The organism is Streptomyces sp. CG4 (assembly GCF_041080655.1).
Classification (GTDB): domain Bacteria; phylum Actinomycetota; class Actinomycetes; order Streptomycetales; family Streptomycetaceae; genus Streptomyces.
On record NZ_CP163525.1, the window covers coordinates 9,329,194 to 9,350,085 of the forward strand.

General features: G+C 68.7%; 20 protein-coding genes and 2 pseudogenes. 13 read left to right on the forward strand and 9 right to left on the reverse strand.

From position 1 onward, the window contains the following. Window positions 1–254: 254 nt before the first annotated feature. From AB5L52_RS43040 to AB5L52_RS43050, 3 genes and pseudogenes are all read left to right on the forward strand, one after another. Entirely contained in the window at window positions 255–1,331 is a 1,077-nt protein-coding gene (locus tag AB5L52_RS43040) for a S1 family peptidase (RefSeq protein WP_369368511.1), read from the forward strand. A gap of 178 nt (window positions 1,332–1,509) precedes the next feature. Next, window positions 1,510–3,165, forward strand: a complete 1,656-nt coding sequence (locus tag AB5L52_RS43045; RefSeq protein WP_369368512.1) for a DUF4157 domain-containing protein — start codon at window positions 1,510–1,512, stop codon at window positions 3,163–3,165. 7 nt (window positions 3,166–3,172) lie between these two features. Next, a pseudogene (locus tag AB5L52_RS43050) lies at window positions 3,173–3,274 on the forward strand (GNAT family N-acetyltransferase); the annotation flags it as partial. A gap of 102 nt (window positions 3,275–3,376) precedes the next feature. On the opposite strand, the gene AB5L52_RS43055 reads toward AB5L52_RS43050, so the two are convergent. The 4 genes from AB5L52_RS43055 to AB5L52_RS43070 form a co-directional block, all read right to left on the reverse strand. Continuing rightward, window positions 3,377–3,934, reverse strand: coding sequence for a pyridoxamine 5'-phosphate oxidase family protein (locus AB5L52_RS43055; RefSeq protein ID WP_369368513.1), 558 nt, complete (start codon window positions 3,932–3,934; stop codon window positions 3,377–3,379). Between the two features lie 189 nt (window positions 3,935–4,123). Continuing rightward, entirely contained in the window at window positions 4,124–5,173 is a 1,050-nt protein-coding gene (locus AB5L52_RS43060; protein WP_369368514.1) for an alpha/beta hydrolase, read from the reverse strand. A 133-nt stretch (window positions 5,174–5,306) separates the two neighbouring features. Next, a complete protein-coding gene (locus tag AB5L52_RS43065; RefSeq protein ID WP_369368515.1) occupies window positions 5,307–5,867 on the reverse strand; it encodes an SDR family NAD(P)-dependent oxidoreductase in 561 nt (186 codons plus the stop codon). Then, complete coding sequence (locus AB5L52_RS43070) at window positions 5,864–7,411, reverse strand: flavin-containing monooxygenase (RefSeq protein ID WP_369368516.1); 1,548 nt, start codon at window positions 7,409–7,411, stop codon at window positions 5,864–5,866. The genes AB5L52_RS43065 and AB5L52_RS43070 overlap by 4 nt, the downstream gene beginning before the upstream one ends. A 153-nt stretch (window positions 7,412–7,564) precedes the next feature. Between AB5L52_RS43070 and AB5L52_RS43075 the strand changes: the two genes are divergently transcribed. After that, window positions 7,565–8,782 carry a PucR family transcriptional regulator gene (locus AB5L52_RS43075; RefSeq protein ID WP_369368517.1) on the forward strand — a complete coding sequence of 406 codons (1,218 nt, stop codon included), beginning with the start codon at window positions 7,565–7,567 and terminating at the stop codon, window positions 8,780–8,782. A gap of 105 nt (window positions 8,783–8,887) precedes the next feature. Here the strand turns inward: AB5L52_RS43075 and AB5L52_RS43080 are convergent, their stop codons facing one another. Both AB5L52_RS43080 and AB5L52_RS43085 read right to left on the reverse strand, forming a co-directional pair. Continuing rightward, complete coding sequence (locus AB5L52_RS43080; RefSeq protein ID WP_369368518.1) at window positions 8,888–10,459, reverse strand: MFS transporter; 1,572 nt, start codon at window positions 10,457–10,459, stop codon at window positions 8,888–8,890. Window positions 10,460–10,526: 67 nt separating this feature from the next. Continuing rightward, window positions 10,527–10,937, reverse strand: a complete 411-nt coding sequence (locus tag AB5L52_RS43085; protein WP_369368519.1) for a MerR family transcriptional regulator — start codon at window positions 10,935–10,937, stop codon at window positions 10,527–10,529. A 280-nt stretch (window positions 10,938–11,217) separates the two neighbouring features. Between AB5L52_RS43085 and AB5L52_RS43090 the strand changes: the two genes are divergently transcribed. Both AB5L52_RS43090 and AB5L52_RS43095 read left to right on the forward strand, forming a co-directional pair. Continuing rightward, window positions 11,218–12,216, forward strand: coding sequence for a hypothetical protein (locus AB5L52_RS43090; RefSeq protein WP_369368520.1), 999 nt, complete (start codon window positions 11,218–11,220; stop codon window positions 12,214–12,216). A gap of 343 nt (window positions 12,217–12,559) precedes the next feature. After that, window positions 12,560–13,174 carry a DUF3995 domain-containing protein gene (locus tag AB5L52_RS43095; RefSeq protein WP_369368521.1) on the forward strand — a complete coding sequence of 205 codons (615 nt, stop codon included), beginning with the start codon at window positions 12,560–12,562 and terminating at the stop codon, window positions 13,172–13,174. 283 nt (window positions 13,175–13,457) lie between these two features. On the opposite strand, the gene AB5L52_RS43100 is transcribed toward AB5L52_RS43095, so the two are convergent. After that, window positions 13,458–13,898, reverse strand: a complete 441-nt coding sequence (locus AB5L52_RS43100; protein ID WP_351576579.1) for a GNAT family N-acetyltransferase — start codon at window positions 13,896–13,898, stop codon at window positions 13,458–13,460. A 504-nt stretch (window positions 13,899–14,402) separates the two neighbouring features. On the opposite strand from AB5L52_RS43100, the gene AB5L52_RS43105 reads away from it, so the two are divergent. Further along, on the forward strand, window positions 14,403–14,678 hold the full coding sequence (locus tag AB5L52_RS43105) for a hypothetical protein (protein ID WP_369368522.1): 276 nt from the start codon (window positions 14,403–14,405) through the stop codon (window positions 14,676–14,678). Next, complete coding sequence (locus AB5L52_RS43110) at window positions 14,642–15,331, forward strand: alpha/beta hydrolase family protein (RefSeq protein WP_369368523.1); 690 nt, start codon at window positions 14,642–14,644, stop codon at window positions 15,329–15,331. The genes AB5L52_RS43105 and AB5L52_RS43110 overlap by 37 nt, the downstream gene beginning before the upstream one ends. Window positions 15,332–15,631: 300 nt before the next feature. On the opposite strand, the gene AB5L52_RS43115 is transcribed toward AB5L52_RS43110, so the two are convergent. Next, a complete protein-coding gene (locus AB5L52_RS43115; RefSeq protein WP_351576573.1) occupies window positions 15,632–16,090 on the reverse strand; it encodes a peptidoglycan-binding domain-containing protein in 459 nt (152 codons plus the stop codon). 231 nt (window positions 16,091–16,321) lie between these two features. Here AB5L52_RS43115 and AB5L52_RS43120 point away from each other — a divergent pair, with 231 nt between their 5' ends. From AB5L52_RS43120 to phoU, 5 genes and pseudogenes are all read left to right on the forward strand, one after another. Beyond that, a complete protein-coding gene (locus AB5L52_RS43120; protein WP_369368524.1) occupies window positions 16,322–17,212 on the forward strand; it encodes a helix-turn-helix domain-containing protein in 891 nt (296 codons plus the stop codon). A gap of 302 nt (window positions 17,213–17,514) precedes the next feature. Then, window positions 17,515–17,655, forward strand: a pseudogene (locus AB5L52_RS43125) (IS5/IS1182 family transposase); the annotation flags it as partial. Window positions 17,656–17,852: 197 nt separating this feature from the next. Further along, window positions 17,853–18,071 carry a SpoIIE family protein phosphatase gene (locus tag AB5L52_RS43130; RefSeq protein WP_369369068.1) on the forward strand — a complete coding sequence of 73 codons (219 nt, stop codon included), beginning with the start codon at window positions 17,853–17,855 and terminating at the stop codon, window positions 18,069–18,071. A 280-nt stretch (window positions 18,072–18,351) separates the two neighbouring features. Beyond that, window positions 18,352–19,491, forward strand: coding sequence for a PP2C family protein-serine/threonine phosphatase (locus tag AB5L52_RS43135; RefSeq protein ID WP_369369069.1), 1,140 nt, complete (start codon window positions 18,352–18,354; stop codon window positions 19,489–19,491). 92 nt (window positions 19,492–19,583) lie between these two features. Further along, the gene (gene phoU, locus AB5L52_RS43140) at window positions 19,584–20,282 is read left to right on the forward strand and encodes a phosphate signaling complex protein PhoU (RefSeq protein ID WP_351576568.1); all 699 of its coding nucleotides are present in this window, start codon (window positions 19,584–19,586) and stop codon (window positions 20,280–20,282) included. A 110-nt stretch (window positions 20,283–20,392) separates the two neighbouring features. Here phoU and AB5L52_RS43145 read toward each other — a convergent pair whose 3' ends face one another. Further along, window positions 20,393–20,635, reverse strand: a complete 243-nt coding sequence (locus AB5L52_RS43145; RefSeq protein WP_369368525.1) for a hypothetical protein — start codon at window positions 20,633–20,635, stop codon at window positions 20,393–20,395. Window positions 20,636–20,892 lie beyond the last annotated feature (257 nt).

A 20,892-nucleotide genomic window follows, 5' to 3' on the forward strand; every position in this document is an offset into this window, starting at 1 on the left:
GGCCCGATGGCGCACACCGTGTGTGACGCCCGTCGTGGGTACGCGTGCCCGGCGTGCCGAGATGGCTGCGGCGGGGCACCGGCCGTCGCACCCCACGCCCGGCCGGATTGCTTCCTTGTTGTGGCGGGCGGGCGTCGCCATACTCGTCGCGCTTGGCATGGCCACGTCTGGCCTTGGGGTCGGCGTCCCCGTGCCTTCCGTTCCTCCGGCCCCACTCGTCGAGTGAGCGGGGCAACCCCCACAGGAGGCTTCACATGACGCAACGCCGCACAGCTCTCACCACCCGCGCGCTCACCGGAGCGAGCGTCGTGGTCCTCACGGCCGGCGCCGCACTGCTCCCCGGTGCGGGCTCGGCCACGGCCGCTTCCGGCGCGGCCACCCCGGCCGCGGCCCGTGCCGCGTCCGCCGCGGCCCTCGTCGCACGACTCGGCGACCGCGCCGCCGGTTCCTACTACGACGCCGCGGCCCGCCGCTTCGTCGTCAACATCACCGACTCCTCCGCGGCCGACCAGGTGCGCGGCACTGGCGCCGTTCCCAGATCCGTGCGCTACTCCACCACCCAACTCCGCAGTGTCCTGAGCACGTTGACGCAGCGGGCCCGGACCGCCGGTACCGCGTGGGCGATCGATCCTCGTAAGGACAAGGTGGTCGTGACCGTCGACCCGACGGTCACGGGCGCCAAGCGCACCCGACTCAACACCGTGGTCAAGTCGCTCGGCGACAGGGTCGTAGTCCGTCGGGCCGCGACCGCGTTCAAGCCGCTCATCGCGGGTGGCGACGCGATCTGGGGCAGTGGTGTGCGCTGCTCCCTCGGGTTCAATGTGTCGGTGAACGGCGCGCCGTACTTCCTGACCGCCGGTCACTGCGGCAACGCGTCCTCGACGTGGTCCGACTCGCAGGGCGGCGGGGAGGTCGGCCAGACCGTCGACTCGCACTTCCCCGGCACCGACTACGCCCTGGTCCAGTACGACGACTCCGGCAGCGACCACTCGAGCGCCGTCGACCTCTACGACGGCGGTAGCCAGCAGATCACCCGCGCCGCCGATGCCTACGTGGGTGAGTCGGTCCAGCGCAGTGGCAGTACCTCGGGCGTCCACGGCGGGACGGTCAACGGGCTGGACGCGACCGTGAACTACCAGGAGGGCTCGGTCTCCGGGCTCATCGACACCGACGTGTGTGCCGAGCCGGGCGACAGCGGCGGTGCGCTCTTCGACGGCGACGCGGCCATCGGGCTGACCTCGGGCGGCAGCGGCGACTGCTCCTCCGGTGGAGAGACCTTCTTCCAGCCGGTGCCTGCGGCGCTGAACGCGGAGGGCGCCACTCTTCCGTAGGCGGGGGTGCTCGTATTTCCGTGAGCAACTCGGGATGCCTCAACCGGCCTTCGTACGGGGCCGGTTGAGGCTCTCTCCTTCACAGGGGTCGGCAGATGACCCGTAGGTGGCTTCCGAGCCCCGCCGTAATCAGGTTTAGTGATAGCCCTGTTGCACGATCACACGGGGAGCGGAACCGATGCGCGAGCGCGGGAACAGGGAAGCCACCGAGGCCAGGGAAGGCCGCGCTGCCAAGGCTGCGTCCGCCGGAGATGACCTGCGACAGCACAGCCTGCTGGCCCTGCAGGCGACGGTGGGCAACGCCGCAGTCGTGCAGCGCCTGCGCCGGACTGGCCATCCGGGCGCCCAGGAGGAGCACCTGCACAGCGCCGACTGCGGTCACCAGCCCGATGAGCAGGCAAGGGTGCAGCGCTCCGCGGTCCGAGAGGTGCTCGGCAGCGACGGTCGCCCGCTGGACGAGACCACCCGCACGGACATGGAAGCCCGCCTCGGCGCCGATTTCGCGGATGTCCGCATCCACGACGACGCTGCCGCGCGCGCGTCCGCCGCCGCGGTCGGCGCCCGCGCCTACACCTCCGGCAGCCATGTGGTGATCGGCGACGGCGGGGCGGACAAGCACACCCTCGCCCACGAGTTGACCCACGTCATCCAGCAGCGTCGCGGATCGGTGGCAGGCACGGACAACGGCGACGGACTGCGGATCTCGGACCCCTCGGACCGCTTCGAACGCGAAGCGGAGGCCACCGCGACCCGGGTGATGGCCGCCGCGGCGCCCCGTCACACCGCGGACCACGCTCCCGGTACGACGCAATCCGTTCCGGCTGTTCCCGCGGCGGCGGTCCAGCGGACCGTCATCGTAGGCGGCGCACAGGTCGGCGATCCGCTTGAGTTCATCAAGGAGAACGGGCTGGACTACCTCCTCACCAGCACGGGTGAGCAAGTGCTGCGCATCGTCACGCGGCCGGCCTTCAACTCCGCACTGGAGGCGAGGGACGGCGAGGAACTCGTCCTTGAGGTCGGCCGGATCGCCGCGATGATCGACTTGGTCCACTCGATCAACACCAGCGGAATCCTGGGCCGCAGGGCGCTCACGGAGCAGGGCATCGCCCACACCGGGTCGAACGACCGCGGCGACAGTACCGCGCTGGCGGTGAACGTCCTCGACGCAAGGACGGCGCACAGCTCCGCCCAGATCCAGGACGTGGTGACGAATTCGCTGACGGAGCCCAACAACGGCAGTTTCAGTGTCGCCATGGAACGCCCCGTGGACGATGACATCATCCTTGACGAGATGGCCACGCTGGTCGATGACGGCACGCTGTCCGAAAAGGACCTCGCAGACATCCATCAGGCCGCCGGGGGCGACGAGAGCCTGATCAGGGGGCTTGTTTCGGCCATGGGGCGCGAACGGCTCTCCGAGGCCCAGGGCAGAACGGTGGAGCAGTACGTATCGCTGCTTCAGGAACGGACACAGAACACGGCGATGGCGATCATCAGCAAGCCCGGCTCCGATGTCGCGACCCTCTCACCGGGCCTGGGGGCATACGAGTCCGATGTGCCGTCCGACAAGATCCCCGCGGGCGAGGGCGGCTTCACGTCCCTCATCCTCCCCGCGTGGTTCGAGCCGTACGGTCCCCTTCTGATGACACAGCCATGGCCGGAGGGAGTCGCACTGCGCTTTGCCGGGACCAAACAGATCACTGCCCACTACCGGGCCAAGGGCCGGGACTGGCCCGTCACCGTCGACGCCCCGGACTACGGCTCCGAGATCGAACGACAACTGCGCCAGTTCCAACTGATCGCCACACACATCCTCAAGATCTCCAGCCTGTGAGAGCCCGCTGACAGCAGGCTCTCCCGATCGGGCTGTCTCCTGGCTGAACCGGGTGATCCGGCTCTGTGACGAAGCGTGCCTGGTGGGCACAGTCCAAGCGACGATCACCAACGAACGGCCCGAAGGCGAGATCCGCTGGAAAATGGTCGGGCATCAGCACCGCGGATGCATCACGATCGACTGAGCGAAGAATTCGACGATCCGCCCCCGCTCAGAACTTCCACCGCGTGTGAGTGAAAAGCCCATCGCGCCGACCGAAGCCGTACGCCGTCTCGGGGACCACCGCGAACACGACCACGTCCCCCTTTCGGATCCCGTCCCCGAACCCATGGAAGGTGCCCTCGGGCGAGGTGATGTGTGCGCCGTACTTCGCCTCGTACGCCGCGATGACCTCCTCCAGCACGGCCGGATCGGCAGCCGGCTCGGCCTGACCCTCGACGACGAGGTCGAGCCCTTCGCTGAGTGAGTTCGTGCCGGTGGTCAGCGCGCAGTGAGCGTGATGAGCGAGGTTCCTGGCCTTCTGTTCGCCTGGGCCGGTGGAGAAGTACAACACCCCGTCGTGCCAGGCGGCGATCACGGGGGTTACATGCAGCCGGCCGTCGGGCCGCACCGTGGACACCCAGAAGATCTCGGCGGCCGCCAGCCGGCGCTCGGCCTCGGCCCACTCGGTGGCGGTGACCTCCGCTGCACCCGGGCGGGGATTGAGCGCGGAGCTGTAGCGAGCATCCAGCTCGGACGTGGGCTGCTTGGCGGATCCTGTGGTCGGCATACCGCTCCTCCTTCCTCTCTCCCATGAAGACCGGCTGCCCGCACCGAATTCATCGCCACGCCGAAAGATGGGAAAATCTTGGTCGTCAGGTCTGCCATCCGAGGGTCCGGAAGACCGTCCGTGCACCGCGCGCTCCCATACGACCCCGCATGTCCCGGGATCCCGCTGACTCCTTGGCGATCGCCGATGTCACCTTGTTCGGCTCTTCTCTTGACCGAGGGCGCCGGCCTCGCGGGGCTGACGGCCGGTCACCACCGGATGGTGCTCCAGCCACGCGTCGACCACGGAGTATGCATGTGCTCGGACTTCGGGGCGGGAGAGGAAGACATCGTGACGGGCGCCGGGGATCGGTACGACCGTGGTCTCGTCGCCGAGGCAGCCGGCCCAGCGGGCGATCTGGGTGACGTCGAGAATGAGGTCGGCCAGGTCGCTCGACTCCGAGTAGTGGCTGGAGAAATGACTCCGGTCCGAGCGCAGGATCAGCGAGGGGACGCCGATGTGGAGCCCGAGGTGCAGGGCGGCGTGGGCGCGTCGGACGGCATTGAGCCAGCCGACGGTGACCGGGAAGCCGCTCAGGGGTTTGAGTTCGAGGTCGAACTCCCATTCGCCGTTGCGGCTTTGATGCAGCGTGTCGCCGTAGACACTGGTCGGGACGGCGAGCGCGCGCATGGGAGCCGCCTTGGCCGCCACGCGCAGCACCTGCGTGAGCAGGCCCCGCCGCATCGCAGTGCCCTGCAGATCGAACCAAGGGCTGTTCAGGACGACACCGGAGATCGGCTCGGTGCGGCCGGCCGCGCGGCGGCGGTCGAGCCACAGCGGCAGGATCAGCCCGCCGGTGGAGTGGGCGGCGAGGAGTACGGGCACGTCCCCGTGCTCCTGGACGATGGCCTCGACGGCGAGGTCGAGTTCCCGGTCGTAGAGGGCGAGGTCACTGACATAGTGCGCGGTCTGCCCAGGGCGTCGGGCGCGGCCGCACTTGCGCAGGTCGAGGGCGTAGAAGGCCAGGTGGCGCCCGGCGAAGAAGTCGGCCAGCTCGGTCTGGAAGAAGTAGTCGGAGAACCCGTGGACATACAGGACGGCTCCCCGCACAGGGAGCGGATCGTGTCTCTCGCCACCGCCCGGGTCCCGGCGGACCAGGACCGCGGCCGCGGTGCCCTCGCCGTCGGGGTCCACGCCGAGTTCGAAAGTGTGCTGGTGATAGCCCTCGAGCAGGTCGGGTTTCCAGTTGAGTGCAGGCATGGAGGGTCTCCGGGGATCGGGGGTGGCCAGGCGCGTCGGGATGAGTGCTTGCGGAATGATTCCAGCAGTACGGGGGAGAGGGGGGCCGGGGTGATGCGGGACATCAGGTCGGGCAGTCGGGCGGTCATGCCGATCAGCAGCCGCGGCCTGCGGTGGGCCACGGCGTCGAGGATCTGCGCGGCGGCCCGCTCGGGTGGGTAGGCCAGCAGTCGAGCGATGCCGTCCCGGTCGCGCCGCCCCACGTCACCCGCGACCGTGGCGGCGATTCGTTGGCCAGATGGGCGCCGGACCGCGCGCGCAGCGTGGGCAGCAGAGCTCGGGTCAGGGTCACCACGGTGCGAAAGCCGACCGCCGGCAGCCAGTCGAACTCCTCCGCGCTGACCTGGTCGAACATGCCGGCCAGGGCAGCACCGGCATTGTCGATCACAAGGCAGGTGGCGAGGTGCTCGCCGAGGTGGTGCGTGGCCTTGTCGTCCGCGAGGTCGGTCACATACGTCGCCACCGGAACGGCGGTACGGGAACGCGCGGTGTCGGCGACCCGCTCCAGGCGGGCGGCATCCCGGTCGACCAACGCCAGGGCAGCGCCCCTGCGGGCCAGCCCGTAGGCCGGCTGCTCCCCGATGCCGCTCGCCGCGCCGGTGACGATCGCCGTTCCGGAAGTGAAGTCGAAGCGGCCCAGCCTCGCCCCGGTCACAGCCCGGCCCCGGTCGAGTCGGTGCAGGCGCAGTGCGCGGACCGGTACACGGGGCTCCGGGACAGCCGTAGCTCCGGATCGTCCACCGGCAGCTTGCGCAGCAGTCTGACGTCCCCGAGGTACTGCATCGACGTCTGCCACGGTGCGCGGTTGCCCTGCCGGGGCAGCCGGTCCACAGCCCGGCGGATGTACCCGGCCTGGAAGTCGAGGAACGGGCGCAGCGGCATGTTCGCGTCGGCGACTTCCGGGCAGGCGATGTCGAAGCCGCCCTCGTCCATGTGCGTGAGCAACCGGCAGAAGTGCTCGCACAGCAATCCGACCTTCAGGGTCCAGGAGGCGTTGGTGTAGCCGATCGTGTAGGCGAAGTTCGGCACTCCGGAGAGCATCATCCCCTTGTACGCGACCGTGTCGTCGATGGAGACCGGCCGGCCGTCGACGTCCAGCGTGATCCCGCCCATGGCCTGGACGTTGAGTCCGGTGGCCGTGATCACGATGTCCGCGGTGAGCTCGCGGCCCGAGGCCAGACGCAGTCCGGTCTCGGTGAAGGTCTCGATCCTGTCGGTCACCACCGAGGCGTCGCCACGCCGGATCGCGTGGAAGAGGTCGCCGTCGGGCACGGCACACAGCCGCTGGTCCCACGGGTCGTAGGGCGGATTGAAGTGCTCGTCCACCGGATAACCCTCCGGCAGCAGCTTGGCATTGACGCGTCGAACGAGCTGCCGTGCCGTCTTGGGGAACCGCCGGCAGAAGCCCCAGACGGTTGCCTGCCGCAGGATGTTCTTGCGCCGGGCCAGTGCGTGGCCGCGCTCCTCGCCGAAGGCTGCCTTGAGGAGGTCGGCGATCCTGTCGCGGGCGGGCACCGGCAGGATGTAGCTCGGAGTGCGTTGCAGCATGACGACGTGTGCGGCGGTTTCGGCCAGCGTCGGTACGAGGGTCACCGCAGTGGCCCCGCTGCCGATGACGACTACGCGTCTGCCCGCGTAGTCGAGGTCCTCCGGCCAGTGCTGCGGATGGACGATCCGCCCGCGGAACCGCTCGCGGCCGGCGAAGCGCGGGGTGAAGCCCTCGTCGTAGCGGTAGTAGCCGGCGGCACAGAACAGCCAGGAGCAGGTGAGGGCGGACCGCTCCCCGGTGTCGGTTCGTTCGACCACGACGGTCCACCGGGCCTGCTGTGAGGACCAGGTGGCGCTGAGCACCTTGGTATGGAAGCGGATGTGCCGGTCGATGCCGTTCTCCGCCGAGGTCTCCCGCAGATAGGCCAGGATCTTGTCCCCGTCGGCGATCGCGTGCTCGTCGCGCCAGGGCTTGAACGCGTAGCCGAAGGTGTGCAGGTCGGAGTCGGAGCGGATCCCGGGGTAGCGGAAGAGGTCCCAGGTGCCACCGGAGGCTCCGCGCGACTCGAGGATCGCATAGCTGCGCCCCGGATGGTCGCGCTGGAGGTAGTAGGCGGCGCCGATCCCGGAGATCCCGGCCCCCACGATCAGCACGTCGAGCTCGGTGGGGGCGGGGGCGGGAGCGGGAGCGGGGACGGCGGGCAAGGACATGAGACGAGCTCCCGGACGTAGGCGGACATGGAGGGAGGAGGGGGCGGAGTCATGGTCATTCTCTGGCACTCACGGGCACACTGCCAGGTGCAGAGTGCCCAAGAAGCGTCAAATCGTGCAGCAGAATGACCCGAGCCGGGCTATGCTGCCGAGGTGTCCTGGGAGCCGCCGTCCCCGCGCGTACGCGAACTGATCCGCCAAGGAGCACGCAGGGCGCTCGACCCTCCGGAGGAGTGGCTGCGCGAACTCGACGAGGCCACTCTCTCCGGCCCCCATCACGCCCAGATCAGCGACGACCCGGTGCTCGCCGCGGCGACCCGCCGCGCCAACCGGTCCAACCTGTTCTTCTGGGCCTCCGCCAACATCGACCGGCCCGGCGCGCGGGTCGCGCCGAACATCGGCGACGTCCCGGTGGCCGTCGCCCGCGACCTCGTCCGCCGCGGGCTCAACGAGAGCGCCCTGGACGCCTACCGGGCCGGCCAGGGCGTCGCCATCCGACGGTGGATCGGGATCTGCCTCACTCTCACCTCCGACGTCGACGAACTGCGCGAACTCCTGGACGTCTCCTGTCGTTCGATCACGACCTTCGTCGACGACACCATCGCCGCCGTGACTGAGCTCATCGCCGAGCAACGCGACGAACTCGCCCAGGGCACCCACGCCGAACGACGCGAAACCGTCAGCCTGCTGCTGTACGGCGCCCCGATCCCGCGGGCCAGGGCCGAACAGCGCCTCGGCTATCGACTGACGGGCTGTCACACCGCGGCCGTCGTCTGGAGCGAGGGCGCCCACGCCGACTCCGCCGTGCTCGGCCGGGCCACCGACCTGATCGCCGCCAACGCCGCCGATCCACGGGCGCTCACGGTGCTCGCCGGCGCCGCGACCCGCTGGATGTGGCTGCACGGTGCCCCCGATCCGGCCGCGCTGCGCGAGGAGTTGGCCGCCGAGCCGAGCGTGCGGGTCGCGGTCGGCTCCACCGGCGAGGATCTGGCGGGCTTCCGCCGCAGCCACATCGACGCCCTCGCCGTCCAGCGGATGCTTGCCCGCCTGGCCTCGGCACAGCAACTGGCCACCCATGACGAGGTGGAACTGGTCGCCCTGGCCACCTCCGACGTGGAAGCCGCCGACGGCTTCGTCCGGCGCGTCCTCGGAGATCTGGCCCACGCCCAGCCGGACATCCGCGAAGCGGCCCGCGTCTTCATCGCCGCCCAGTGCAACGCCTCACATGCGGCCGACCGTCTCTACATCCACCGCAACACCCTGCTGAGACGCCTCGCACACGCCGACCGCCTGCTGCCTCGCCCGCTCGCCGAAGACATCCTCGGCGTCGGCACCGCACTCGAGATCCTGCGCTGGCGCGGCACGGGCTGAAGAGGGGCAGCACAACATTCCGGACCCGGCTGCCCCCGGGTGAAGCCCCGTCGGCTGTCAGTGTGTGGCCGTACTCTGCTACTGAACCTGAATCGGTGATGTCCATCAGTCGTCCCACGAGCCCCGGGCGCGGGCTTGCTGGGTGGGGCGCTGCGGCGCAGGCGCGGGCACAGGCTTCGGCGTGCGGAGACGGAAGAGGACCGCGACGGTGGCGAGCGCGGTGGTGACCCCGGCCACCAGCAGGCTGGTGTGCAGCCCGTCGACGAAGCCGGAGGCGAAGTAACGCAGTTCCGCGCGCAGGTCCAGACCCAGATCGGACGGGGCGGTCCCGTGCCGGGTGACGATGAGGTGGGCCGCGGTGCCGCGCTCGCTCGGGCCGATCGCGCTGGGGGAGTGGGCAAGGTTCCGGGCGACCGAGGTCTCGGCACGGGCGTTGAGCAGGGAGCCGAGCACGGCGATGCCCAGGGCCGTTCCGACCTGGCGGGTGGCGTTGACCGTGGAGGCGGCCGCGCCGGACCGCTCCCGGGGTACGGCGGCCATGGCGGCGGCGTTGGTGGGTACGATGCCGAGCCCCATGCCGAGGCCGAGGACCGCGAAGAGCACGCCCACCTGGCCGTAGCCGGTGGTGGGGGTGAGAGTGACCAGGCCGAGCAGGCCGGCGCTGACCAGGCCGTAGCCGGCGACCATGACGCATCGAGGGCCGAAGCGGGCGGTCAGCTTGCCGGCCTGGGTCGAGCCGATGGCGATGGCCGCCGAGTACGGGAGGAACTTCACACCGGTCATCGCCGCGCTGGTGCCCTGGACCTGCTGCAAATAGAGCGACAGCAGGTAGAAGGTGCCGTAGCCGCCGAAACCGAGCATGAACGACGCGATGTTGGTGATGACGAAGCGCTGGTTGGAGAAGAGGGCGACCGGAAGCATCGCGCGCGGGACACGACGCTCGACGGCGACGAAGGCCAGGAAGGCGATGGCCGCCACTGCGAAGAGCACCTGGTTGGGTGTAGCGGTCCAGCCGTCACGGCCCGCCTCGTTCACCGCGTAGGTGAGCGCGGCGAGCCAGACGATGCCGAGTATCTGACCGACGGGATCGGTGGCCGCGTGCTTCGGGTCGGCGGACTCCGTGATGCCCTTGATGCCGGCGGTGAGGGCGATGAGGCCGAGGGGCACGTTGATCAGGAAGATGGCGGGCCAGCCGACGGAGTCCGTGAGCGCTCCGCCGAGGAGAGGCCCGAGCACCACGGCCAGGGCACTGCACGCGCCCCACAGGCCGATCATCCGCGCCCGCTGCGCCTGGTCCGGGAACCCCTGTGCCAGCAGCGACAGTGCTCCCGGAGTGACGGTGGAGGCCCCGGTGCCCTGCAGCAGCCGCCCGAAGACCAGGGTGGTGGTGCTGTGGGCCACGGCGCACAGCACCGAGCTGAGAGTGAACAGGGCGAGCCCGGTCAGGAAGACCTTCTTGCGTCCGAACCGGTCGCCGAGCGCGCCGCCGGTGAGCATGAAGGCGGACAAGCACAGGGTGTAGCCGTCCACCACCCACTGGATGTCCGTGATCCGGGCGTGCAGGCGGCTCTGCATGGCCGGGAGCGCCACGTTGACGACGCTCATGTCGAGCAGGGCCATGAAGGTTCCGAGGAAGACGGCCGTGAGCAGCCCGACGGGGCGGCGCGGTACGGACACAGCGACTCCTGACCGGTCGTGAGGAAACGGCGAGGGTCGCACCGTTCCACTTCACGTCGACTTGAAGTCAAGCGTTCAGGTAGGCCTCGACCTCCCGCCGCACCACCGGACAGTGTTCCGCCGGGTGATCACGCGGGCAGTCCAGGTAGTGCACGAGGTATGCCCGAGCCCGCGCGAGGCGGTCGATCTGCTCGTCGATGGCCGTCAGACGTCCGTGCACCGTGTCCCGCCAGTGACCGGTCTCCGTGCGTCCGGCCAGCACGGTCGCGATCTCGTCCAGGCTCAGCATGCCGCTCTCCTGCCAGATCCGGATCAAGGCGATCCGCCGCAGCTCCGTCGCCCCGTAGAGTCGCCGCCCCGACTGCCGTGTCGCGGGTTGCAGGAGTCCCCGCTCCTCCCAGTAACGCAGCGTCGGCGCAGAGATCGCCAGCCGGTCGGCGACCTCGCCGATCGTCAGATAGTTCTCACTGTCATACATGGTCGCCATCATGCGTCGGCATGAACTGGAGAGGCACGGTTTACCAAGTGCGCCTGTCAGGCCGGCAGGGCAGCGGCTCACGCGACGTCAGGCCCAGCAGGAGACTCTTTCACCGGTCCTCCCGGCGTACCGTGGGCCGCTCGGGCCTGCACCGTATGACCCGCACGCTCACCAACGGCATGCGGCCGATCCAGCCCCCCCTGTTCTGGCACCTGGCGGCGTCATCAACTGCCCGGCCTCGTCGGACGGAACCGATGCCGCAATAGTCGATGGCAGCGAGATGACCCTGTGCGTCCTGCCGGACGGTACCTTGGCCGTCAGCGCCCGCCCCAACAACACCACCTTGATCGCATCTGATCTGAGCCGGGTCGTCGCCGTCTACGACTCGAAGGACCGGCGCCCCTTCGGGGGTGTCGCACCAGGCGACGCCTACGCCACCTCCATCAGCGTCACGCCCTCGGGCCGCCTGTTGTGCACCGTGGCCGAGTACGGCGTGTGGGACTCCGCCAGCGTCATCACCAACGTCGTCGGCGTGGCCGACGGCGCCCTCACGGCGTCTTCCAAGCCCGCGATCGAGGCACTGACCTCACTCGATCCGGAACCGGCCCGCCACACCGACATCGACCTGCACGCACACGTCACGTACAAGGGAGCCCCGGTCAGCCCGGCGAACCGGCCCCGGCCCGCGCTGACCGAGCTGGTCGCCGACGAGGACCGGCTTTCCGGCTGGCGCTACTCACACCTCGGCCGGCCCGTGCCGCTGGCCGACGACCTGTTCGTCGTCCCCGCCTATGCCAAGACGTTCCGCGCCGGAAGCCGTGGTCAGCCATTCGTCTTCGCGCTCATCAACGACGAGGGTCAGATGACCGGACGCCTCGACGGCATGCACGCATGGCGCGACTCGCCCTTCACCGGTCTCTGTTACAACCTGGCAGCCGACCCCCATCGAGGCCATGCCTTCCACCTCAACCGCTATGGCCTGTACGCCTGGAACAGGGCTGGAGCACTGCGGGCGAAACTCGATACAGCGACCAAGGCCTTCAAGCCACTGACCCACTTCACCCTCACCACCTGCACGCCAGCCGGCGACCTGCTGTTGATCCACAACAAGCAGCACCTGATACTCCGCGTCCCCGTCCCCGAAGACCTCACCGAACTCCCGTCCGCCGTCGAGGAGGCACTGCGCGGATACGCCCGGCAACGCACGGCCCTGAAAAAGCAGTGGGCGCCCGTCAACTGGCACTGGACTGAGGCGTCCGCACCGGTCCACCGCCTCTGACCGCCCGCGCTCCTGAAGGGATTGTCCCGCTTGCCACGTCACCTTGAGCACTGCGTCTTCCCCATCGCGTAGCGCACCGGCATCGCAAAGCCCGACGCAGCGAACATCACCGGCCTGCGCCCACTCGGCCCGACCCCGAGCCGACGCAGAGAGGTCTCATGCGTCTGCCCCACGTAGACGACCGAACGACGCCTGAGACTTGTCCCGGATCTAATCCTTGAGGCTGCCGGTGCGGAGCCCGTATGTCTCCGTCACAGGGACGTCGCGAGGTCGCTCCTGCGGCGGAGGTCCATCATCCGTGCGGATGACCATTCGTCGTCGTGGTCCGGCGCAGGATGGATTCATGGCGATCAAGCTTTCTGCGGACGACGCAGCGCGTCCCGCCCCGCGCCGGGCACCCCGCCTTCGGCCGGTCGCATGGCCGGGCCTCGCCGCCGCGGCATGGGGGCTCCTGTTTGCGGTACCCAGTTTCGCCTGGGCGATGGGAACTACCTTCGGCGCGCGGACGACGGTGTCGCCGTCCCTGGTGAAGCTCGCTGACGATCGCGTGGCGTGGTTCGTGGCCGTCTTGTGCGTGACCGGTCTCCTGAAGATCTTTGGAGCCCTGATCGGTATCGGGCTGACACACCGGCGCGGCAGATGGATAGGCCGTCTCATGGTGCTCTGTGGCGGTGGCGCGGCGGTTCTGCTTGTCTGGCACGGCTGTCTCTTCGTTGCCCATGGAGTGCTGATCGAGGCCGGGATCCGCTCTGTCGCGCCCGACCTGGCCGGGCTGACCCGTTGGTACCTCTACCTGTGGGGACCGTGGTTCATCGTCGGCGGTCTGGCTTTCGCTGCTGCCACCACCCGGTATGTCCGCCGACTGGGTGCCAGGGGCGAGGTACGACTTTACGGTGCTCTGGGGGCGCTGGGCGCGTTGCTCCTGTCATCGGCTTCGATGATCACCGGGATCGGCTGACGACCGTTCGCCTGGGACCTCTAGTGGCACGGAACGTGATCTTCGCAGACCGGTGCCTGCCAGGGGCTTCACACATGTGACGCTGGATCACCACTCGCCGGGAGTGTCTCCCCTTCTGTCTCGAAGCCTTCGGGGTAATCGAGACCATCGACCTCACTCCCGGCTTGCTGCGGAGCACACGACAGCAGGACCAGTGCTTCGAGCGTCACGTTCCGGTATCGCTGGGGCTCCCAGTCGTTCCCTCTAAACGGGGGCCGCGGGTGACCGACTGCTCCGTCGAAGCCTATGCGAGTGTCTTGAACATGTGGACATCCTCGGCGCCACCGGGGATCCCCAGGGTCCGGCCGGTCTCGACATATCCGTGACGCTGGTAAAACCCCGGAGCTTGAAAGGTAAATGACGATACGCAGGCGCGGTTGCAGCCTCGCCGACGCGCTTCCTCCTCCGCAGCCATGAGGATCTTCGTTCCCCACCCGTCCTCACGGCTCTTCTCACGGATCCAGAGCATCTCGATACCGAGTAGCCCACCCCACGTCCAAGCGGCGAGGCCCCCGATGAGATCGCCGGCGTCGTCGACAACCTTCACCGAGAGCGAGCCTTGATCGGCGGCAGTGGTTCCAGTGGCCGGAAAGTTGACCTCGTCCAGGCCCTGGGACAAGCACTCGTTGAGTTCTGGGTCACGTTGACCGACGCTCAATTTCCCACCGGTGTGATCATATGTCATGCCGCAGAGTGTGACACGTACGCCAAAGTCGCCACCTCTCACTTCCAGGGTCCGTCCGATGGGCCCTGCCACTCGACCCGGACGACGCGCCTAATCACTGGCGCGCGATCCGCCGGTCGCGCCTTCGTGCAGAGAAGGTGCGCAACGTCGCACTGGGAAGGCACGCGATCGCAATCCGAGCCCCCGTGCGCGAACGTGCGGACGAGAACGTCAGCCGCTCTCAGCGCTGGGATGAAGGCCTGCACCGGGTCAATCCGTGCAGGAGGGCATCCACCGTCTGCTCGACGAGGTCATCGTCGATCGGTCTACGGGCGAGCAGTGCCCGGAAGTAGATGGGGGAGATGAGCAGCCGCATCGTCGGCGGTGGCCGCCATGGACAGTGGACGCGCAGGAACTGTTCGATGAGCGGTACGCGCAGATGGTCAACACAGGTCTGCCGGTCGCGGACGTGGAGGCGCTGCGCGCCGCGATCACCGATGTGGTCGGAAGGCCCCCGGGGGATGGGTGCAGGAGTGGTCCCGGCTGGCTTCGGGCTACGCCGCGGCGGACTCACACCAACTCGCTGCGCTGGCCTACGGATGGGCCAAGTTCCCGGTCCTGGCCGATGAGTTCAAGCGTGCCGCGCTGGCGAGCCGGCTCGAGCAGTACCAGCTGGCCGCGCCCGGGTTCGGTGTGTCGTTCCGGCGTGAGGTGCTCGAGCTGCCGTACCAGGGCGGCTCCACGGCGGTGCCCGTCATGTGCTGGTGCCGATCGATCTGCCCCCGGAGCGGCCGGTGGTGATCGCCAGCGGTGGGGTGGACACCTGGAAGATGGACGTGCACACGCTGCTGGAGCTGATCGCCGCGCAGTTGCATGTAGAGGTGTTGGCCTTTGACATCGCCGGCACGGGTGAGTCCCAGGTGCCGATGACCCCGGACGGTGGCGCACAGATCGTCAGCGGTGTGATCGCCCACGCGCGGACTCTCGGCAATGGTGTCGTGGGGCACCTGGGAATCTCGATGGGCGGGTACTTCTCGGCCCGGTCCGGTCTGGCCGGTGAGGTCGACGCCACTGTCGTGCTGGGCGGGCCGGTCGAGCACGCCTTCACCCGCGCCGGGTCGCTGCGGTTCGGCATGGACGGAATCGTCGGCAACGCAATCGGCTTCGACCACCAGCCCACCCCCGAGGAACTGTCCGCGAAATTGGCCGACTTCTCGCTGCGCCCGCTGCTCGACGAGGACACCAACGCCCCTATGCTGGTCGTCAACGGCGCCGACGATGTGCACGTCCCGCAGGAGGACACGCTCGTGTTACAAGAACGCAGCGACACAGACGTCCAGCTCCTCCCGGACACCGGCCACTGCGCCGTCTCCAAGTTCCCCGAGGTGATCCCCGCCATCCTCGACTGGCTCGACAGCGCCCTGGACAAGGCCAACCCGCAGGTCACTCCCTGACCGGCGGCCAGAGCCTCGTCGACCGAATCGCCGGGCTCAGCCGCGTGCGCGATGGCGACGAAGGCCGCAACGGCGAGCGCGCGACGCGTGCACGATGTGACGGGTCTCTTGGTCGTTGTGGCCGCCGAGGAGCCCACCGGCGACGGGCCGGTCGCCTTGATCATCGGCTGGCCGGCCGGTCACGGCCTGGCCGCCCGGAACGCTGCTCTCAAGCCCGCAGGTAGCCGCGACCAAGCACGCCTACGCGGTGAGGAACCGAGTAGGCGTGCTTCAGTCGCCGTCGTACGCCGCGGCGGGTGGTCAGCACCAGCCTCCGCCGAGGTGCGAGAACGCCTTCCAGGCGGCCCTGGTCTTGGGTCCGGCGACGCCGTCGATGCCGCCGGTGTCGTAGCCGAGGGCGGCGAGGAAGCGCTGGAGGCCACGGATGGTGTTGGGGCCGACGCTGCCGTCGACGGTTCCGGCGTTGAATCCGCGGTCATTGAGGAAACTCTGCCAGGCTTTCCAGCTGTTGGAGCCGAGCTGGCCGTCGATCGCGCCGGGGCTGAACCCGGCGTCGCGGACGTAGCACTGCACGCTCTTTCCTTCGGTGGTGCTCAGACCGAGGTTCTCCACGGCTTGAGCGGAGACGGCACGGGTGCTCACCGCGGCTCCGATGGCCGGCTGGGGCGCCGCGAAGGCGGCTCCGGCGCCCGCCAGACTCCCCACGGCGATCCCGACGACGGCGGTGGCACTCACGAGCGCTCTGGATACAGCACGCATGGTTTCCCCTTCTCAGTCGTTTCCTTCGGTGGCCGTCACCGGCCGACCGCGCTGCCCCAGGCTCGTCGGGAGCGGGTGCCCAGGGCTTGCACGAATGCGACCTGCCACCTGTGGTGTCCGATATCAGTCAACGTCCCCTGATACCGGCCAACTTCACGATGCCGGGGCCGTGGGACGCGCGGAGCTTCTAGGGTTGCCGGTGCTTGCGTTGACCGATGGGGGGATCGGCCCGTGCACGAACTGCACTTACGCCCCGCTGCCGTGGACCTGCGCGATCGAGTCCTGGGCTATCGCGGTTTTCGTTTCGACGTGATCGGGATGCGGCGCAGACTGCTGATCCCCGACGGCGTGGTGAAGGTGATGCTGGGCTTCGGCGACCCGGTGCGCGTCCGAGATTCCGGCGACACGGCCCGCTTGGCCAGCGGGGTCTGCCTGGCCAGCGGGGTACGCACGACGGCCGCGATCGGCGAGCACACCGGCCTCATTCACGGAGTGACCATCCTGCTCACCCCGCTCGCCGCCTATCGGCTCTTCGGGGTGCCCATGTCCGAGTGGGCCCAGCTGTCGGTGCCTCCCGAGGAACTGCGGCCCCAGCCCTTTGCCGCCCTGGCCGCCCGGTTGGCTCACGTCCCGCAGTGGGAAGGCCGCTTCGCCCTGCTGGACCGCGTCCTGCGCCAGTCACTCGACACGGGCCCCGCCGTAAGCTGCGAGGTGGCCTGGGCCTGGCACCGGATCCGGAGCACCTGCGGACGGATTCGGGTTGAGGACCTCGCGGTCCGCACCGGCTGGAGTCGCCGTCACCTCGAACGCCGCTTCCGCTGCCAGATCGGGCTGACCCCGAAAGGGGCTGCCCAGGTGATGCGGCTGCAGGAGGCCCTGCGCTGCAAGGAGGCCGGAGCCTCGTGGGCCGATGCCGCGGCTCAGGCCGGGTACCACGACCAGCCGCACTTCGACCGGGTGTTCAAAACCATGACGGGCCGTACCCCCAGTGCCTTCCGCGCCCACCGCAGCGCGGCTTCCCCGCGCGATGCGCAGGACTTCGTCCCGGGGCAGGTGACGAGCGCGATACTCGGGCCCGCCACTGACCGCCGGCTCTCGTGCGTGCCCCAACTCACCCTCTGAGTACGGCGTTCCCTGGAGGCTGGCCGCGCTCCTCTGCCGGGCGCCGTGGCGCGGCGCGGTCTGGCAATCGCCCGGGCCCGGTACATGCGGACGCGATCGGTGCTTCAGCGTAGGGGGCGGAAGGTGTGGCGGATGTCGTGGGTCCAGACGTCGGGGTTCTCGAAGGCACATCGCGCCGCTGATACCGGCCGATCCGGTGCGCGGGCGGCGATGGGCCGACCACCGTCGCACCTCTTGAGACCATCGCGTTGAAGTACCGCACCGAAGGGGGCGCAAGGAGCAACGAGCCGGACGACCATGCGCTCGGACGTTCCCGCGGCGGGCTGAGCACCAAAGTCCCCCCGGCCGCCGAGCGCCGAGCCCGCCCACTGGCCCTGACAGTCACCGCAGGTCAGGAAGGTGACACACCCGCCTTCGAGACCGTCATGGCCCGCATGCGCGTGCCTCGAACCGAGCAGCGGAACACTGTCGAACGCAGCGTCAACCACCTCAAGCAGAGGCGTGGGCTGACCACCCCGTATGACATCCATAGGGGCATCAAACTCGCCCTCGCCCACCAGGCCTCACACACTTCGCCGCCATCCACATCCGGGCCTGACGCTGACCAGAGAGACAGAACCTCACTGGCCAGTGCCGGCACCTGAATCCCGTCCTGGCTCGCTCCGGGTGCCCGCCGGAAGTGCTCTGGGTACTGGCCGGACCGCCCCTGGGCACCGAACTCGGCGACTACGAGTCGACAATCGTGCAGATCCCGCTCAGCACCGTGCTGCAGCTGTACACCGACGGCCTCGTCGAGGAACGCGGCACAGACATCGACCTGTCTCATATGCCCCGCTTCCGTGAAACCCCAACGGGGTGACTCCAGCCGATCCACTACTCGGCGTAGCCATCAGGACAGCTTCCGTGATGGCTACGACCTCCGATGGAGCCGCGCTTGCCACGCGTGGCGATGGCCATCACACGGACGGCGCTGGAGCATCTGATCAAGGAGTTCGGGGCACCAAGATTGAGCGGAACAGCGTGCTAAGGCATCAGAGGCATGTCATTGCCGCCGCTACTCATATCGCCGCCATCGTTCGTCAGCCGCCTTTGGCGATGGCAATCTGGAACATGTGGAGGCCGGGCACGGCTTGGCTGATGTGCGGCAGCTGTGGCAGTCGAGTCATACGCTGCTGGTGGTCCCGATCGTGCTCATCGTGGTGATCACAGCGGTGGACCAGTTGGTCCCGGCGGACATCCATCTCGGCCCGCTGCTGGTCATAGCCCCCGCGATCACCGCCTCGTTCGCCGGCCCACGGCTGACCGGGCTGATCGGGTTCCTGGCCACGGCAGCGCAGGCGTACATCGGCTGGCACTTCGGAGTGCTCTTCTCGCGTAACGTGCTGGTGCAGATTCTCGCCCTGTCAGTGCTGTCAGCCATGATCGTGTTCTTCTGCGTGGTACGTGAGCGGCACCGACGCCAGATGGCCCAGGTGCGGTCGGTCGCAGAGGCCGCGCAGCACGTCCTGCTGTGGCCGCTGCCGGAGCGAATCGGCGCCCTGCGGATTGCCTGCCAGTACCTGGCCGCCGAGGACGAGGCGCAGATCGGCGGTGACCTCTACGCGGCCACCCGCATCATCGGCGGCGTGCGCATCATGATCGGCGATGTGCGGGGCAAAGGGCTGTCCGCCATCGGCGAGGCCGCCCTCTTGCTCGGAGCCTTCCGCGAAGCCGCCCACCGGCACACATCCCTGCCCGATCTGGCCGCTTCCTTGGAACAGAGCGTCACCCGCTACCTGGCCGACTTCGAGCCGGTCGAGGAAACTGGCGAACGCTTCGCCACCACCTTGCTGCTGGAACTCCCCGACGACGACCCCATCACTCGAATAGTCAGCTGCGGGCACCCCCCGCCCCTGCTGCTCAGCCCCAACAGTGCCCTCACCATTCCCAGCCTGCACCCCGCGCCACCGCTGGGGATCGGCGAACTGGGGCCGGAGGAATACAAGATCGATGTGCTCTCCTTCGAGCCCGGCGACACACTCCTGCTCTACACCGACGGCGTCATTGAGGCCCGCGACGCCCACGGCCAGTTCTACCCGTTCGAGACACGCGCCGCCCACTGGAGCGCGGCGGGCCCAGAATCTCTGCTGCACCACATCCAGCGCGATCTACTCGCCTACACCGGCGGACGCCTTGACGACGACGCGGCGCTCGTCGCGCTCCGCCGCGAGCCCGACATCCACCGACACCGCCATCACGGGCGCGTCATCCACACGAGCAGGTTCGGCGAAGGCTCCTGAAATGGAGGTGAGTGAGGTCGATCCGACCCCATCAGGCCAGCCGTCCAGCCGGAGGAAGTTGGGCAACAAGCGACGTCCCGGGGAGGCACACGATGCGCGAGCACTACCACGAAGAACTGGAATCGATCACTGACGGCCTTGTGGAGATGGCGAACCTGGTCGGCTCGGCCATCGGCCGAGCCACCACCGCTCTCCTCGATGCCGATCTGCAGCTTGCCGAGAACGTGATCTCGGGCGATGAGAGGGTCGACGATCTGCAGCGCGACCTGGAGGACCGGGCGATCACGCTGCTGGCGCGACAGCAGCCGGTCGCCACGGACCTGCGGATCGTGGTCACCTCACTGCGCATGAGCGCCGATCTGGAGCGGGCGGGAGACCTGGCTCAGCACGTGGCCAAGCTGGCTCGGCTGCGCTATCCCCGAAGCGCGATTCCACGCGACCTGCGCCGAACGATCTTGGAGATGGGCCATCTCGCGCAGCGCCTGATGGTCCAGGCCGCAGAGGTGCTCATCACCCGGGACATCGACGCGGCACTCCAGTTGGAGAAAGACGATGACAGGATGGATTTCCTGCACCGCACGATCTTCGAGCACCTCATGGACGACCGGTGGCATCACGGCGTGGAGACGGCTGTGGACGCCACGCTCGTCGGCCGCTACTACGAACGCTTCGCCGACCATGCCGTGGGAGTGGCTCAACGCGTGGTCTACCTCGTCACGGGCGAGCACGGGGACGACCCGCTCACCGGCCAACAGCAGGATGTCGTAGTGGGCGATGAGCATCTGGCGTAGCCCGGGGCCTCTGTTCTGTGCGCACTCGGCAGGATCCGAACCTGCAGCCTTTTGAACCGTAGCTCTACAGAGATCGGTCCGAGACGGTCATACAGGTCGCGCTTCAGTCCTCAGAGGACGCTACGGCGTGCAACGACGAGGCGTCCCCGTCTGCTGAGCTGCTCTGCCTTGCCTGTGGACGTCGATTGCGGCACACGCGCCGCCGGGGCATCGAGACCACGAATCTGGCACACGCCGTGGAACTGCTCGGCCGGCATCAGCAGCCAGTTCGCCTGGGGCAGATGGGCTGCCGATGGCTCCTGGACGTTCATGTTGTTTCCCACCGAAGACAGCAGCAGGCTGACCGCGTGCACCGGCGTGCGGCGGACCCACGTCTGAACCCCAGCCGACGACGGTCAGCCACGACGCCGGGATCCTCCTGCGCGCCTCGGTGTCCTCCGGCGGACAGTCTCTGACCGACCCTTGACGACCCTTCAGGGACGGCGGCGATGGCGATCACGGTGCTGTGGGTCGCCCGGCCCGGTCCCACTCGACCGGGCCGGACGGAGCCTGCTGTGTGTGGTGGGGCAGCGGCGATGCTGCCGGCAGTCGATCCGAGCCCTGCGACCCC

Excerpts from the sequence above, each read along its gene's own strand:
- AB5L52_RS43100 (WP_351576579.1), bottom strand. The coding sequence starts at position 13,898 with ATGACATATGATCACACCGGTGGGAAATTGAGCGTCGGTCAACGTGAC.
- AB5L52_RS43085 (WP_369368519.1), bottom strand. The coding sequence starts at position 10,937 with ATGTATGACAGTGAGAACTATCTGACGATCGGCGAGGTCGCCGACCGG.
- AB5L52_RS43095 (WP_369368521.1), top strand. The coding sequence starts at position 12,560 with ATGGCGATCAAGCTTTCTGCGGACGACGCAGCGCGTCCCGCCCCGCGC.
- phoU (WP_351576568.1), top strand. The coding sequence starts at position 19,584 with ATGCGCGAGCACTACCACGAAGAACTGGAATCGATCACTGACGGCCTT.
- AB5L52_RS43060 (WP_369368514.1), bottom strand. The coding sequence starts at position 5,173 with ATGCCTGCACTCAACTGGAAACCCGACCTGCTCGAGGGCTATCACCAG.
- AB5L52_RS43040 (WP_369368511.1), top strand. The coding sequence starts at position 255 with ATGACGCAACGCCGCACAGCTCTCACCACCCGCGCGCTCACCGGAGCG.
- AB5L52_RS43045 (WP_369368512.1), top strand. The coding sequence starts at position 1,510 with ATGCGCGAGCGCGGGAACAGGGAAGCCACCGAGGCCAGGGAAGGCCGC.
- AB5L52_RS43055 (WP_369368513.1), bottom strand. The coding sequence starts at position 3,934 with ATGCCGACCACAGGATCCGCCAAGCAGCCCACGTCCGAGCTGGATGCT.
- AB5L52_RS43115 (WP_351576573.1), bottom strand. The coding sequence starts at position 16,090 with ATGCGTGCTGTATCCAGAGCGCTCGTGAGTGCCACCGCCGTCGTCGGG.
- AB5L52_RS43070 (WP_369368516.1), bottom strand. The coding sequence starts at position 7,411 with ATGTCCTTGCCCGCCGTCCCCGCTCCCGCTCCCGCCCCCGCCCCCACC.
- AB5L52_RS43090 (WP_369368520.1), top strand. The coding sequence starts at position 11,218 with ATGACCCTGTGCGTCCTGCCGGACGGTACCTTGGCCGTCAGCGCCCGC.